The sequence below is a fragment of the Glycomyces luteolus genome (assembly GCF_027622875.1).
In the GTDB taxonomy this organism is placed as follows: Bacteria; Actinomycetota; Actinomycetes; order Mycobacteriales; family Micromonosporaceae; genus Glycomyces; species Glycomyces luteolus.
In genome coordinates, this window is sequence record NZ_JAPZVP010000010.1 from 103,552 (window position 1) to 117,951 (window position 14,400).

The 14,400-nt window shown below is 69.8% G+C and carries 11 protein-coding genes; 8 read left to right on the top strand and 3 right to left on the bottom strand.

Annotated features, from left to right (window positions below; translation table 11 throughout):
• Window positions 1-138 precede the first annotated feature (138 nt).
• The 8 genes from O1R50_RS14295 (at window position 139) to O1R50_RS14330 (ending at window position 10,878) form a co-directional block, all read left to right on the top strand.
• Window positions 139-1,038, top strand: a complete 900-nt coding sequence (locus O1R50_RS14295) for a hypothetical protein (RefSeq protein WP_270110749.1) — start codon at window positions 139-141, stop codon at window positions 1,036-1,038.
• 266 nt (window positions 1,039-1,304) lie between these two features.
• Window positions 1,305-2,363, top strand: coding sequence for a quaternary amine ABC transporter ATP-binding protein (locus O1R50_RS14300; RefSeq protein ID WP_270110750.1), 1,059 nt, complete (start codon window positions 1,305-1,307; stop codon window positions 2,361-2,363).
• Window positions 2,360-3,259: an ABC transporter permease gene (locus O1R50_RS14305; protein WP_270110751.1), complete on the top strand. Its 900-nt coding sequence runs from the start codon at window positions 2,360-2,362 to the stop codon at window positions 3,257-3,259. Before O1R50_RS14300 ends, O1R50_RS14305 begins: the two co-directional genes overlap by 4 nt.
• A 56-nt stretch (window positions 3,260-3,315) precedes the next feature.
• On the top strand, window positions 3,316-4,227 hold the full coding sequence (locus O1R50_RS14310) for a glycine betaine ABC transporter substrate-binding protein (RefSeq protein WP_270110752.1): 912 nt from the start codon (window positions 3,316-3,318) through the stop codon (window positions 4,225-4,227).
• A 329-nt stretch (window positions 4,228-4,556) separates the two neighbouring features.
• Window positions 4,557-6,245 carry an RICIN domain-containing protein gene (locus O1R50_RS14315; protein ID WP_270110753.1) on the top strand — a complete coding sequence of 563 codons (1,689 nt, stop codon included), beginning with the start codon at window positions 4,557-4,559 and terminating at the stop codon, window positions 6,243-6,245.
• Between the two features lie 238 nt (window positions 6,246-6,483).
• Window positions 6,484-7,788 (top strand): alginate lyase family protein, encoded by a 1,305-nt coding sequence (locus tag O1R50_RS14320; RefSeq protein WP_270110754.1) that lies wholly within the window; start codon window positions 6,484-6,486, stop codon window positions 7,786-7,788.
• 182 nt (window positions 7,789-7,970) lie between these two features.
• Window positions 7,971-9,314 carry an alginate lyase family protein gene (locus tag O1R50_RS14325; RefSeq protein ID WP_270110755.1) on the top strand — a complete coding sequence of 448 codons (1,344 nt, stop codon included), beginning with the start codon at window positions 7,971-7,973 and terminating at the stop codon, window positions 9,312-9,314.
• Between the two features lie 385 nt (window positions 9,315-9,699).
• Window positions 9,700-10,878: a DUF5685 family protein gene (locus O1R50_RS14330; RefSeq protein WP_270110844.1), complete on the top strand. Its 1,179-nt coding sequence runs from the start codon at window positions 9,700-9,702 to the stop codon at window positions 10,876-10,878.
• A gap of 9 nt (window positions 10,879-10,887) precedes the next feature.
• Here the strand turns inward: O1R50_RS14330 and O1R50_RS14335 are convergent, their stop codons facing one another.
• From O1R50_RS14335 to efeB, 3 genes are all read right to left on the bottom strand, one after another.
• Window positions 10,888-11,724 (bottom strand): tetraspanin family protein, encoded by an 837-nt coding sequence (locus tag O1R50_RS14335; RefSeq protein WP_270110756.1) that lies wholly within the window; start codon window positions 11,722-11,724, stop codon window positions 10,888-10,890.
• A 71-nt stretch (window positions 11,725-11,795) separates the two neighbouring features.
• Entirely contained in the window at window positions 11,796-12,977 is a 1,182-nt protein-coding gene (locus O1R50_RS14340) for a class I SAM-dependent RNA methyltransferase (RefSeq protein ID WP_270110757.1), read from the bottom strand.
• A 170-nt stretch (window positions 12,978-13,147) separates the two neighbouring features.
• Entirely contained in the window at window positions 13,148-14,398 is a 1,251-nt protein-coding gene (efeB, locus tag O1R50_RS14345; RefSeq protein ID WP_270110758.1) for an iron uptake transporter deferrochelatase/peroxidase subunit, read from the bottom strand.
• Between the last annotated feature and the right edge of the window lie 2 nt (window positions 14,399-14,400).

A 14,400-nucleotide genomic window follows, 5' to 3' on the forward strand; every position in this document is an offset into this window, starting at 1 on the left:
GGAAGGGTGAAGGCCGCACAGGTTCTCGGCTCGCAGGCGTCGTCGACAGGCGTGACTGTCGGATAGCAGTCAGTCCCCGAAAGGGACACGCCGGGCGAAAGCCGGGCCGGTTCGTGATCGAAATGTGATCATCCCAACATGGACCTCATCGACCTGCACCAGAACACGGAATGGCCCGCGCGCCTCGATCAGGTGTTGAGCTCCTCCCCGGTGGACTGGGCCGACCGGCGCGAGAACGTGCAGGCCGCGGCCCCTCCCGGGCTGGCGCGGCTGCAGCGCATGTCGGCCGTGCCGCGGTTCGACCTCGACGCGGTGGCTCCGGAGGTCTACGAGGGCATCCTGGAGGACGCGCTCATCGCGGCGGCGCGCGGCGGCGCGGTCTACACCGAGTTGCGGCTGCCGCAGGAATCGGTGGTGTACCCGCAGTTCATGGAGCGGTTCGCGGCGGCGTGCGCGCGCGTGTCCGAGGCGTTCCCGGGCTTCGACGCGGGCGCGGTGCTGAGCATGAACCTGTGGGACCCGATGCTGCGGGAGCTGTGCGACGCGTTCGCCGACGCGGCGGCGGCGGGTCTGGCGGGCATCGAGATCATCTACGTTCCCTATGCGGCCGAAGCTGATTGGACGCGGGGCCGGATCGTGGCCGAGGCCGCGGGAGCGGCCGGGCTGGGCGTGACCGTGCCAGCCGGGGCGTTCAACGCCTCGAACCTGGCGTCGCTGGCGGAGATCGACCAGATCGGGCGGATCGGGCACGCCGTCGGGGCGGCGAGCGACCCGGGGATCATGCGGCTGCTGGCCGATCGCGGTGTGACCGTGGAGGTCTGCCTGACCTCGGCGGTGGTGCTGGGGATGGTGGCGAAGCTGGAGGAGCACCCGCTGCCGCGGTTCATGGAGGCCGGCATGGCGGTCGTGCTCGGCACGGACTCGCCGATGCGGATGGGTACGGACATCGCGGGCGAGTACGAGAAGGCGCGGGCGCTGGGCTTGAGCGAGGCGGACCTGGCGGTCGTGACGGCGCGGGCGAAGGCGGCCCGGCTCTGATGCCGGGAGAAACCCCGGCGAACGGTTACGAATCGGCCTCAGCTTGATCTCTGTATGGTGTCAATTTTTCAGAACGTCAGATTGTAGACAATCAAACCAGCCTTCTTTAGACATCCTTTATCGAGGCGTTGAGCTGCCAGAACGCTGCCTGCGAACGTCTCGTGTCGGTCTTCTCACTCGCTGCTCGGGTTGAAAAAACACAGGCTTTGACTAGTGTTTCACCGGTTCCCGCCCCCAACCGGAACCCCCTGCTGCGAAAGGACGAGATGTCAGCGATAGCAGTTGATTCCCTGTACAAGGTCTTCGGCAAAGGCGCCCGAAGCGCCGTCGCCCAGCTGAAGAGCGGCACCCCGCGCGATCAGTTGAGCGCCAAGAATGTGACGGCCGCGGTGATCGATCACAACTGGTCGATCGAGGCCGGCGAGATCTTCGTCGTGATGGGCCTGTCCGGCTCCGGCAAGTCGACGCTGATCCGGATGCTCAACGGACTCATCAAGCCCACGTCCGGCACGATCCGCATCGGCGGCGTCGAGCTCGGCTCGCTCTCCAAGCGCGAACTGCGGCGCCTCCGCCGCGAGAAGATCAGCATGGTCTTCCAGCACTTCGCGCTGCTGCCCCACCGCACCGTCGTCGAGAACGTCGCGTTCGGCCTGGAGATCAAGGGCCTGAGCAAGACCGAGCGACTGGAGCGCGCAAGGGAGGCCGTCGAGCTCGTCGGCCTCGCCGGGCACGAGGACAAGCTCCCCGCCCAGCTCTCGGGCGGCATGAAGCAGCGCGTCGGCCTGGCACGCGCGCTCGCGGCCGACACCGAGATCCTGCTCATGGACGAGGCGTTCAGCGCACTCGACCCGCTCATCCGGCAGGAGATGCAGGACCAGCTGCTCGACCTGCAGTCCAAGCTCGGCAAGACCATCGTCTTCATCACCCACGACCTCAACGAGGCCATGCGGATCGGCGACCGGATCGCCATCTGCGACGGCGAGGTGAAGCAGCTGGGCACCGCCGAGGACATCCTCATGCGCCCGGCCGACGAGTACGTCGCCGAGTTCACCGCCGACGTCGACCGCACCCGCGTGCTCACCGCCGAGGCCGTCATGGAGCCGTGCGGGACCCGGGACACCAGCGCGTTCCCCAAGGTCGAATCGGACGTGCCCGTGAACGAGCTCTATGAGCCGGTCCTGAGCTCCAAGGCCCCGTTGCTGGTCGTGGACGACAACGCCGATCCGCTCGGGGTGGTCACGCCCCGGTCCATCATCAAGTCGCTGTCGTACGACCCCGCCGCCGAGCACGGCACCGCGATCGAAGAGGAGCGCCAACCCGCATGATCGAATACCTCCGCAACTGGTTCTGGACGTACATCTGGAAGCCCTTGCCCGACATGCCGTTCGGCGACTGGATGGAGTCGTTCATCCGCTGGGCGCGCGACGCGTGGGCCACCGGGTTCGACGCCGTCGACTCCGGGCTCGAGTTCCTCTACGTGCACCTCGCCGACGGGTTGCTCTGGCTCCCTTCGGGAGTGATGGTGCTGCTGTTCGCCGCGGTCGCGTGGGCCGCGAAGGGCTGGAAGCTCGGCGTGGGCATCGGCCTGGGCATGTTCGTGGTCGCGTGGACCCCGTACTGGGAGCAGACGATGCAGACGCTCTCGATGGTCCTCGTCTCGGCGGCGATCGCGATCCTGCTGGCGATTCCGCTGGGGATCGCCGCGGCCGAGAGCAAGGCGTTCTCGGCGGTCGCCCGGCCGGTGCTCGACTTCATGCAGACGCTGCCGGCGTTCGTGTACCTCATCCCGGTCGTGATGCTGTTCAGCGTGGGCGTGGTGCCGGGGATCATCGCGACGATCATCTTCGCGATGCCGCCGGGCGTGCGCCTCACCGAACTCGGTCTGCGCCAAGTGGACCGGGAGGTGGTGGAGGCCGGGCAGGCCTTCGGGGCCTCGCCCGCGCGCATCCTCGCGCGCATCAAGCTGCCGCTCGCGCTGCCGACGATCATGGCCGGGCTCAACCAGGTCATCATGCTCGCGCTGTCCATGGTGGTCATCGCGGGCCTGGTGGGCGGCGGCGGTCTCGGCTCGGTCATCTCCGGGTCCTTGGGCCGCTTGGACATCGCCGCCGGGTTCAACGCCGGCCTGGCCGTGGTCCTGCTGGCGATCCTGCTCGACCGCGTGACGCAGGGCCTGTCCGACCGCACGCCGGTCGCGCGCGCCGCGAAGCTCGCCCGCTAAGACTCCGAACATCCCCCAACACATGGCGCGCGCCCCCGCGCCGGAGAGAAGGAAACATGGAACGACGTTCGATCATGAAGGGCGCCATGGCCACCGGCGTCGCCGTCCCGCTGGCGCTCGCGGGATGCTCGGTTGAAGAGGAGCCCGGTGCAGCCTCGGCGGAGGGCGTCGACTTCGGCCTGCCGAAGGGCGAGGGCGAGATCAAGATCGGCTACATCAACTGGGACGAGGCGGTCGTCGCCACCGAGCTGTGGCGCCAGGCGCTCACGGCCTCGGGCTACACCGTGACCGCCCAGGAGTTCACCGAGGTCGGGCCGCTGTTCGAGGGCCTCTCCTCGGGCGACCTGGACCTCTTCCTCGACGGCTGGCTGCCGATCACGCACCAGACGTACATGGAGACCTACGGCGACCAGCTCGAGCAGCTCGGCACGTGGAACGAGAACGCGGCGCTGACCGTGGCGGTTCCAGCCTATGTGGACGTCGAGTCGCTGGCCGACCTCAACGCCAACGCGGACCTCTTCGGCGGCAGGATCGTCGGCATCGAGGCCAGCGCGGGCCTGACCGAGGCGGTGCAGAACAGCGCGATCCCCGCGTACGGGATCACGGACCTGACGCTGGAGACCTCGTCGACCACGGCGATGCTCACCGAACTCGACAGCGCGATCGCGGCCGAGGAGCCGATCGTGGTGACGCTGTGGCAGCCGCACTGGGCGTACGCGAAGTACGACCTGAAGAACCTGGCGGACCCGGAGGTGACGCTGGGCGAGGCCGAGACGATCAACACTCTGGCGCGTCTGGGCTTCAGCGAGGAGTTCGCCGATGTGGCGGAGGCCTTGAGCACGTTCGCGATGAACGACGAGCAGCTGGCGAACCTGGAGAACACGGTGTTCTCTGACAACGGCGGCGATGTGCAGGCGGGCGTGACGGCTTGGCTGCAGGACAACAAGTTCTCGGACCTCGTCGCTTAAGTCGCCGGTGCCGGGCCGCGCTGCGGCTTCGGCGCCTGCGGCCCACCCCCCGAAGACCGCGCGGGGCGTGGGGCGGCGCACCTCGGCAGGAACGAGGACTCAGCCGACCTCCAGCGCCGCCCCGCCCATGCGCGTCGGGCCGCCTCCCCCACAGGTGGCGGTCCTGGTGCGGGACCGGGATCCCGGTCCCGCACCGACCTTGTTCGTTCATATTGATATTCGTTGATGTTTCGTTTAATATGGCATATGGCACCCGGTTTCCGAACCGGTGGCCGCAGGTAGCGGTGGCATTCCCCGGCATCGCGCACCGCATGGCGCATCGGAGCACCATGTCGTACCACAACGAACGCATCCACGAATCGACCTCGACCCCACCCTCACTCCCCCGCCGTCGCCTCTTCCAGGGCGCGGCGGCCGCGGGCGGGCTCGCCGCCTTCGGGACCGGCGTCCCCGCCGCGCAGGCGCAGACCGACGAGATCGGCGCGCAGGCCGTCCACCCCGGGATGCTGCACACCCAGGCCGACATCGACCGCATGTACGCGAGGGTCAGCACCAACCAGCAGCCGTGGCGCAGCGGCTGGGAGAAGCTCATCGCGAACGGGCACGCCCAGTCCACATGGGCCGCGAGGCCGACGGCGACCATCATCCGCGGCGGCGACGGGCAGAACTACCCGCAGCTCTACAACGACATCCACGCCGCCTACCAGTGCGCCCTGCGCTGGAGGGTCTCCGGCAACACCGCCTACCGCGACAAGGCCGTCGAGATCCTCAACGCCTGGTCCTCCACACTGGAGACCGTCACCGGCAACGCCGACCGCTTCCTCGCCGCCGGGATCTACGGCTACCAGTTCTGCTGCGCCGCCGATCTGGTCCGCGGCGCGCCCGGCTTCAACCTGGGTGCGTTCCAGGACATGATGACCGGCGTCTTCCTGCCGATGAACGACCACTTCCTCACCAACCACAACGACGCCTGCATCACCAACTACTGGGCGAACTGGGACCTGTGCAACATGGCGAGCAAGCTCGCCATCGGCATCATCTGCGACGACTCGGGCATCATCAACGCCGCCGTCGACTACTTCTGGAACGGCGAGGGCAACGGCTCGATCTACAACGCCATCCCGTTCGTCCACAGCGGGTTCCTCGCCCAATGGCAGGAGTCCGGCCGCGACCAGGGCCACTCGATCATGGGCATCGGGCTCATGTCGAGCTTCATGGAGATGGCCTGGAACCAGGGCATCGACCTGTACTCCGCACGCGACCTCGCGTTCGGCAAGGCCGCCGAGTACGTGGCGCGCTACAACCTCGGCTACGACGACCTGCCGTTCACCAAGTACACCTGGGGCACCGGCCAGAACTGCGCCTACAGCGAGCAGACCGTCATGGGCGCGGGCGGCCGCGGCCAGCTGCGGCCCGTCTGGGAGATGGTCTACAACCACTACAGCGTCAGGCGCGGCCTGCGGATGCCGAACGTCGCGCGCATGGCCGCCCTGGTGCGCGCCGAGGGCGGCGGCGGGGACTACGGGACGGCCTCCGGCGGCTTCGACACGCTCGGGTTCGGGACGCTCGCCCACACCAGGTCCACCCCGGCGGTCGTCTCCGGCGGTGTGTACACGCTCATGGCCGAGCGCTCCGGGAAGTGCCTCGACAACGGCTCGGTCACCACCGAAGGGGCCCAGGCGATGCAGTGGGCCGACAACGGCGGGAACTGGCAGCGCTGGCGGATCACCGACGTCGGGAGCGGGTACTGGAAGCTCGTGAACCTCCACTCGGGCAAGGCACTCGACAACTTCTCGCTGACCGCCGACGGCGGCAAGGTGGTCCAGTGGACCGACAACGGGGTCGCCGCGCAGCGGTGGCGGATCACCGACGTCGGCGGCGGGGCCGTCAAGCTCGTGTGCCAGCACTCGGGCAAGGCGCTCGACAACGGCAACGGCGAGGCGAACGGCGGCCTCGCGATCCAGTGGGCCGACAACGGCGGGGTCCAGCAGCGCTGGAACCTGAAGCGAGTCGCCTGAGCAACGCGCGCAATGGGGTCGGGCATCGCCCGATCCCATTGCGCCGTGCGTTGCCCTGCACTGTCGCTCTATGCGCATGTCCGATTACGTAGGAAAGTCGGGAAACATGCGTTTTTGTATTGATGTTTGTTTATGCCGTGTTTAGACTTGCCAGCGGCGGGAGTCGCCCCGGCACCTCCCTCCGACACGCGCGGTGGCATTCCCCGGCATCGCACACCGCATGGCGCAAAGGAGCACCATGTCTACTAGGGACAACATCATCGAATCGAATACGGCAGGTCAAGGCTCGAACCTCAAGCGGCGGCGGCTGATCAAGGGCGCGATCGCCGCGGGCGGCCTCGCGGTCGCGGGAGCCGGCGGCCTCGGCATCGCCACGGCCCAGAACGGCGACGACGTCACCGCTCAGGCCTCCCACCCCGGACTGCTGCACACCCAAGCGGACTTCGACCGCATGAAGGCGAAGGTCGACGCGGGGGCGGAGCCGTGGGTCGCGGGATGGAACCGGCTCACCGCGAACAGCCACTCCCAGTCCACCTGGGCCGCGAGGCCGACCGCGATCATCATCCGCGGCGGCGACGGGCAGAACTACCCGCAGCTCTACAACGACATCCACGCCGCCTACCAGAACGCCCTGCGCTGGAAGGTCTCCGGCGACAACGCGCACCGCGACAAGGCCGTCGAGATCCTCAACGCCTGGTCGGGCACGCTGCAGGAGGTCACCGGCAACGCCGACCGCTTCCTCGCGGCCGGGATCTACGGCTACCAGTTCTGCTGCGCCGCCGACATCGTCCGCGACGTCGAGGGCTTCGACCTCGGCGCGTTCCAGGACATGATGACCGGCGTCTTCCTGCCGAAGAACGAGGACTTCCTCACCAACCACAACGGCGCCTGCATCACCAACTACTGGGCCAACTGGGACCTCTGCAACATCGCCAGCAAACTGGCCATCGGCATCATCTGCGACGACCAGGCGCTCACCGACCAGGCGATCGACTACTTCTGGAACGGCGAGGGCAACGGCTCGATCGAGAACGCCATCCCCTTCGTCCACGACGGCGGGCTCGCGCAGTGGCAGGAGTCCGGCCGCGACCAGGGCCACTCGATCATGGGCATCGGCCTCATGTCGACCATCATGGAGATGGCCTGGAACCAGGGCGTGGACCTCTACGGCGCCAACGACAACGCCTTCGCGAAGGCCGCGGAGTACGTGGCGCGCTACAACTCCGGGCACGACGACCTGCCGTTCACCAAGTACACCTGGGGCACCGGCGTCAACTGCGACTATCGCGAGCACACCGTGATGGGCGCGGGCGGGCGCGGCCAGGCGCGGCCGGTGTGGGAGATGGTCTTCCACCACTACACCTCGCGCCAGGGCTACGCGCTGCCGAACGTCAGCGCCCTCGCGGGCACCAACAGCCCCGAAGGCGGCGGCGGGGACTACGGCCCGAACTCCGGCGGCTTCGACACGCTCGGCTTCGGCACGCTCTCCCACGTGCGCCTCACGTGGGACGAGATCCCCGACGACCTGAAACCGCTCGGGTAGCGCCCTCCGGCGCCGGCCCGACTCCGGTCGGGCCGGCGCTGTCCCGCGCCACGCAGTGTTCGATTTCGAGCATTCTCGGTGATGTGTGAGAATCGGTGCGGAAGCACCGAGGCTTCCCCGACTTCCTCCCGCCCGGCAGCGGCACTCCCCGGCACGCGCGCTGCCCCACCGCCAGGAGCACCATGTCGAAGCACCGCGCGAACAACATCAAACGCCGCCGCCTCATCGTGGGCGCCGCCGTCACCGGAGGCCTCGCCGCGGCGGGCGCCGCCGGATACTGGCTCACCCGCGGCGACGGCGAACCCGCCACTCCCCCAACGGCAGAGGAGTCGGCATCGCCCTCCGCCGAGCCGTCCGCCAGTGCCAGCCCCGACCCCGACGGCGAGGGCGGCGCGGCGAACAACACGAGAGGAGAGGCCGTGCCCGGCAAGGGCGGCCACCCCGGACTCCTCCACACCCAGGAGGACTTCGACCGCATGGCGGAGAAAGTGGAAGCCGGCGAATCGCCCTGGGTCGACGGATGGAACCGCCTGACCGCGAACGGCCGCTCTCACGCAGACTGGGCTCCGCGGCCGCTGGAGACCGTGATCCGCGGCGGGACCGGCGACAACGTCGCCCAGCTGTTCATCGACGTCCACGCCGCCTACCAGAACGGCCTGCGCTGGAAGGTGAGCGGCGACGAGGCCCACGCCGATGCCGCCGTCGGCATCCTCAACGCCTGGTCGGGCACCCTCAAGGAGCTCAACGGCAACGCCGACCGGTTCCTGGCCGCGGGCCTCCAGGGCTACCAGTTCGCCAACGCCGCCGAACTCGTGCGCGACGTCGACGGCTTCGAGCTCGACCGCTTCCAGACCATGCTCAAGGACGTCTTCTACCCGCTCAACGACCAGTTCCTACAGGGCCACAACGGCGCCTGCATCTCCAACTACTGGTCGAACTGGGACCTGTGCACCCTGAATTCGATCCTGGCGATCGGTCTCTTCAACGAGGACGACGGGCTCGTCGGGCAGGCCCTCGACTACTTCGAGCACGGCGAGGGCAACGGCGCACTGAAGCAGGCGGTGCCGTTCGTCTACGACGACGAGGGCCTGGCGCAGCAGCAGGAGAGCGGGCGAGACCAGGGGCACACGCTGATGGCGACCGGTCTGCTCGGCAGCCTCGCCGAGATGGCCTGGAACCACGGCGTCGACCTGTACGGCATGGAGGACAACAAGATCGCGAAGTGCGCCGAATACGTCGCGCGGTACAACCTGGGCCGCGACGTGCCGTACACGAAGTACATCTGGTACAACGGCCAATCCTGCAAGTACAACGAGTTCCCGGTGATCGCCGAGGGCGGCCGCGGGCAGGTGCGCCCGATTTGGGAGACGATCTACCACCACTACGCCGGCCGCCAGGGCATGTCGATGCCGAACGTCGCCGACATGATCGCCCAGAACGGTCCCGAAGGCGGCGGCGGCGACTACGGCTCCGGCTCGGGCGGTTTCGACGCTTTGGGCTTCGGCACCCTCACCTTCGCCCGCTGACCTGGATGCGAGGTCTGGCCCCGTTTGCGAGGTCGGGCAACTCGGTTCGTCCCGCGATTCGAGCATGATGCGGGTTCGAGCATGTGGCGGGCACGTGCCGACGTGCTCGAAACCCGTCCGAATTCATGCGTATGTGCTAATATGTTGGTGCGCTTTGCGGGCCGCCCCCCTCGCCGAGCGCCCGACCGCCCTTCACGCCTCCCGCACGCGACCGTCGGCCTGCGCCCGGCGGTCGCGTTGCGTCCCAACGGCATCCGATCCGGTCCACGCCGTACCCAGCGCGTTGCGCCCCACCGCTACCATCTGCGGAGACACGCCCCCAACGGCGAGCCGCGACGCTCGTACCCCGGCCCGCCGTCGAGCGCTAGGAGACCACTTGTTCGGCATGCTCGCGCCCTGCCCCTCCCGCACCCCCGACGACCTCAAACCCCGCTGGATGGGGCATTTCTGCGGCCTGTGCCTGGAACTGCGAGACGACGCGGGGCAGTTCGCCCGGCTCACCACGAATTACGACGCCCTGGCCCTCTCCGTGCTCGTCGAAGCCCAGCAGGGCGGCGACGCCGACAGCCGCAACGCCGGACCCTGCGCCCTGCGCGGCATGCGCCGCCAGCGCATCGCTACGGGCGGCGGCCCCCGCCTCGCCGCGACCGCCTCGCTGGTGCTCGCGTCGGCCAAGATCCGCGACCACGTGGAGGACGGCGACGGCCTCGCCGCGAAGCCCGGAGCGCGCGGCATCGCGGGCTTGACCGCAGACCGCTTGCGCGCCAAGGCATACGCGATCGGCGACTCGATCGAGCTCGACACCGCCGCGCTCTTCGCGCTCATCGAGGGCCAGCGCGAGATCGAGGCCGCATCCGGCCCGGGCACGCCGCTCACCGCGGTCACCGCCCCGACCGAGGCGGCCACTGCCGAGCTGTTCGCGCACGCCGCGCTCATCGGCGGCAGGCCCGAGAACGCCGGGGCGTTCCGGACCGCCGGGGCGGCGTTCGGCCGCCTGGCGCACCTGCTCGACGCGGCGGACGACTTCGAGGAGGACGCCGAGCGCGGCGCGTGGAACCCGCTGGCCGCCACCGGTTCGGGGATCGAGGACGCGCGGGCGCTGGCGCGGGGCGCGCTGGCGGACATGAAGCGCGCCTTGGACTCGGCCGTGATCGTCGATGCGACGATGACCGAGCTGCTGCTGGACCGCTATGCGCGCCATGCGTTCTCGAAGACCTTCGGGTCGACGTGCTCGACGCGTCAGACCGCGGAGCGCCGCGGATCCGGTTACCGCGAGCGCCGCGATGCGCGCCGCGATCGCCGGAGCCGCTACGACGACGGGTACCACGGGCGCAGGCGCGGCTTCTGGGCCGGCCTGTGCACGTTCGCCGCTCTGGCCTGCAGCTGCCAGTTGTGCTGCGCCGAGCAGTACAACGACCCGTGGACGGGGCAGCCGCGATCGGGCTGCTGCCGCGACTGCGCCGATTGCTGTGACTGCTGCGAATGCTGCAACTGCTGTCAGTGCTGCGGTGATTCGGACGGCGACGGCGGCTGCTGCGGCGGATGCGATTGCAGCTGCGACTGAGCCGGATCGCTACTGCGGCGGCTGCGGCCAGCCCCGGGGCGCCGTCGGGCCGGCGGGGCCGGGCGGCGTCGGGGGCCGGTTCGCAGGCGGCGCAGGCGGATTGAACGCGCCGGGCGCGGGAGGCGGGGTCGCAGGGCTCGCGGTGGGCGGCTGCGGCGCGGCGTCCCTCCACTGGGGAGGAGGCGGCTGGTAGCCGGGGAACAGGTGGCCGTCAGCGTCGGGGCGCTGTTCGGGGGCCTTGTTCGACTGGTTGCCGGGCCGCTCGCGGAGCCATGCGGCGACGGGCTTGGTGAAGAGCAGACCCGACACGCCGAGGACGGCGAGGAGCTGCACGAGCGCGAACGGCACCCTGAGCGCGCCGATGAAGCCGCACAGGGAGACCAGGCCGAGGAAGCCGAGTCCGATGTAGAAGGCGACGTGCGGGTCCTGGAACCCGAAGCGGCCCAGGCTCTCCCGGGCGATGGCCCAGATGAGCACGAGCGTGACCGCGGCGACGAGAAGGCCGAAGACGAGGTTGAGCACTATCCCCGCGCCGGAGCCGAAGAACGAGGCGAGCACGGCCGAGAACGCCAGCGACAGCAGCATGAGCAGCATGGCGGCGGCCAGGTAGATCCACAGGAGCTGCAGCATCCATGTGACCTGCTTCGGGCGGCCCTCCATGGCCAGGATGCCCCACCGCTGCGCGAACGTGGGCGCGGGCGGGAGCACCGGCCCGGTCGGCTGGCCGGGGGTGAAGGTCCCGTAGGGATCGTGCGGCCGGTACTGGAAGGACGGTGCGGCGGTGCCGTTCCGCGGCTGCGGATCGGGGTCGCTCGCGGGCCCGGTTGCGTAGGGAGGGTTGGTCATCGATCGGCTCCGAGGATTCGGTCAGTTGCGGCAATCAAATTATCGCAATGCCCCGGTGTCCGCTTCCCCGGTCAGTAGTCGACGAGTTCGAAGAGGGCGATCGTCTCGAAGTGCTGGGTCATCGGGAACGCGTCGAAGGCGCGGATGCGGGTGAGCTCGTAGCCTTCGATCGCGAGGTCCTTGGTGTCGCGGGCCAGCGCGCCCGCGTCGCAGGCGATGTAGCAGATCGCGCGCGGGCGGGCCTCGCCCAGGGCGACGACGACCTCGGGACCCGCGCCGCTGCGCGGCGGGTCGAGCACGACGAGGTCGACAGAGCCGAGGTTCGGCGTGATCGAGGCGACGTCGTCTTCGATGGCCCCCGCGTTCTTCCAGGCGCTGAGGTTCGCGGCGGTGCGGGAGGAGGCCGCGTTCTCGACGGCCACCACGCGCCCGGTGTCGCCGACGGCCTCGGCGAGCCCGGCAGCGAAGAGCCCGGCGCCGGCGTACAGGTCCCAGGCGGATTCGCCTTCCTGCGGGTTCAGGAATTCGAGGGCGCACGCGAGGAAGGCGGGTGCGGCGGCCGGGTGGACCTGCCAGAAGCCGTCGAAGGCGATCTCGAACTCGCTGTCGCCGACCTGCTGGTGCACGAGTTTGGGGCCGCTCTTGTGGTGCGGGCGGGCGGTGCGGCGCAGCTGGGTGTAGACCGCGAGTTCCTCGTCGTTCGAATCGACCACGCCGACGGCGCCCATGCCGTCCCAGGTCTTGGTGAGGATGTCGGCCTCGCGGATCCGCTCGGTGGCGATGGCGCACCGGTCGATGTGCACGAGGTCGTGGGACTTGTGGACCCGCAGGCCGGGCTTGCCGTCCGCGTCCACGGCGTACTGCATGCGGGTGCGCCAGCCGAGCGCGCCCTCGTCCCAGGGCAGCTCCTCGACCTCGACGCCTTCGAGCTTCGCGGGGTCGACGCCGCCGATACGGGTGAGCTGGTCGAACAGGACCTTGGCCTTGAGGCGGCGCTGCGCTTCGGGCTTGGCGTGCTGGAAGTCGCAGCCGCCGCATCTGCCGGGCCCGGCGTAGGGGCAGGGGGGTTCGACGCGGTCGGGCGAGGCCTCGATGACCTCGACGGCGTCGGCGAACGCGAACTTCTTCTTGCGTTCGTTCACTTCGATGCGGACGGTCTCGCCGGGCAGTGCGTGCCTCACGAAGTAGACCTCGCCGTCGACGCGGGCCACGCAGTGGCCTCCCGCGGCGACGTCCCCAACGGTGACGATCATCGTCCTCATCCCCCTGATCAATGCATTCGACGGCCCGTGCGGTACCGGTCGGCGGCTCGCGGGCCTCGCTCGCGTCGCAGATCTGCGGCGTGCGGGCACGGCCGGGCCGCACGCCAGGGTACAGGGGGACCCGGGGCCGCCGCCCTGGGAAGGCCGGGCTCGGTCGGGACTCACTCGAACAGGGCGCGCCCCCACCAGTCGTCAGCGTCGGCGACGCCGGGCGGGCACGCGAAGACCGCGGAGGACGTGTGCTTGATGTACTCGTTGAGCACGTCGTTCTGGGCGAGCGCCTGCTGGACGGGGACGAACCCGGTGGCCGGGTCGCGCTGGTAGGCGATGAAGAACAGGCCGGCGTCGAGGCGCCCGAGCTCGTCGCTGCCGTCGACGAACGAGTAGCCGCGCCGCAGCATGCGGGCGCCGCCGTGGCTGGTCGGGTGGGCGAGTTTGATGTGGGCGTTGACGGCGATGGCGGGGGCGCCGTCGTGGACGGCGTCGAAGTCGGGTTCGTCGAACTCGCCGCCGCCGCTGAGGGGCGCGCCCTCGGCCTTGTCGCGGCCGATGATGGCCTCCTGCTCGGCGAGCGAGGTGCGGTCCCAGGTCTCGATCATCATGCGGATGCGGCGGGTGACCATATAGGACCCTCCGGTCATCCAGGCGGCCCCGTCGCCCTCGGGGGCCCACAGGTGCTCGGCGAGCAGGTCCTCGTCTTCGGCCTTGAGGTTGGCGGTGCCGTCCTTGAAGCCCATGAGGTTCCGCGGGGTCGCCTGCGCGAGCGAGGTCGAGGAGGTGCGGCCGAAGCCGAGCTGCGACCAGCGGATCGCGACGGTGCCGAAGCCGATGCGGGCCAGGTTGCGGACGGCGTGCACGGCGATCTGGGGGTCGTTCGCGCAGGCCTGGATGCAGAGGTCGCCGCCGGAGATCGCCGGGTCGAGGTCGTCGAGCGGGAAGCCGGGGAGGTCGGCGAGGGCTTCGGGGCGCTTGGCGGCGAGGCCGAACCGGTCGGCGCCGTCGGCGTCGGTGAACAGGCCCGGCCCGACGCCGAAGGTGAGGGTCAGGCCCGAGGGCGGCAGGCCCTGGGCCTCGCCGGTGTCGTCCGGCGGGGCGTAGTAGTCGCCGCCGGAGGCCCCGCCGGGCCCGGCGAAGTGGGCGCCGCCCCGGCGGGGGGGGGGGGGCGGCGCGGCCGTGTGGGGGTCGATCAGCTCGTCGCGGTCGGAGGTGATGACGTCGAACGCGGCGAAGTGCAGCCGGTCCTGGGCCGGGGTGACGATCCCGGCCTGGTGCTCGCCGTAGAACTCGATCGCTTCGGCGGCCGGGTCGGCGGCCTGCGCGGACGGTTCCGGGAGCAGCCGCGAGGCGGCGAACCCGGCTCCGGCCCCGGCGATGCCGGCGGCTCCGAGACCGATGGCGTGGCGTCGTTTCACTT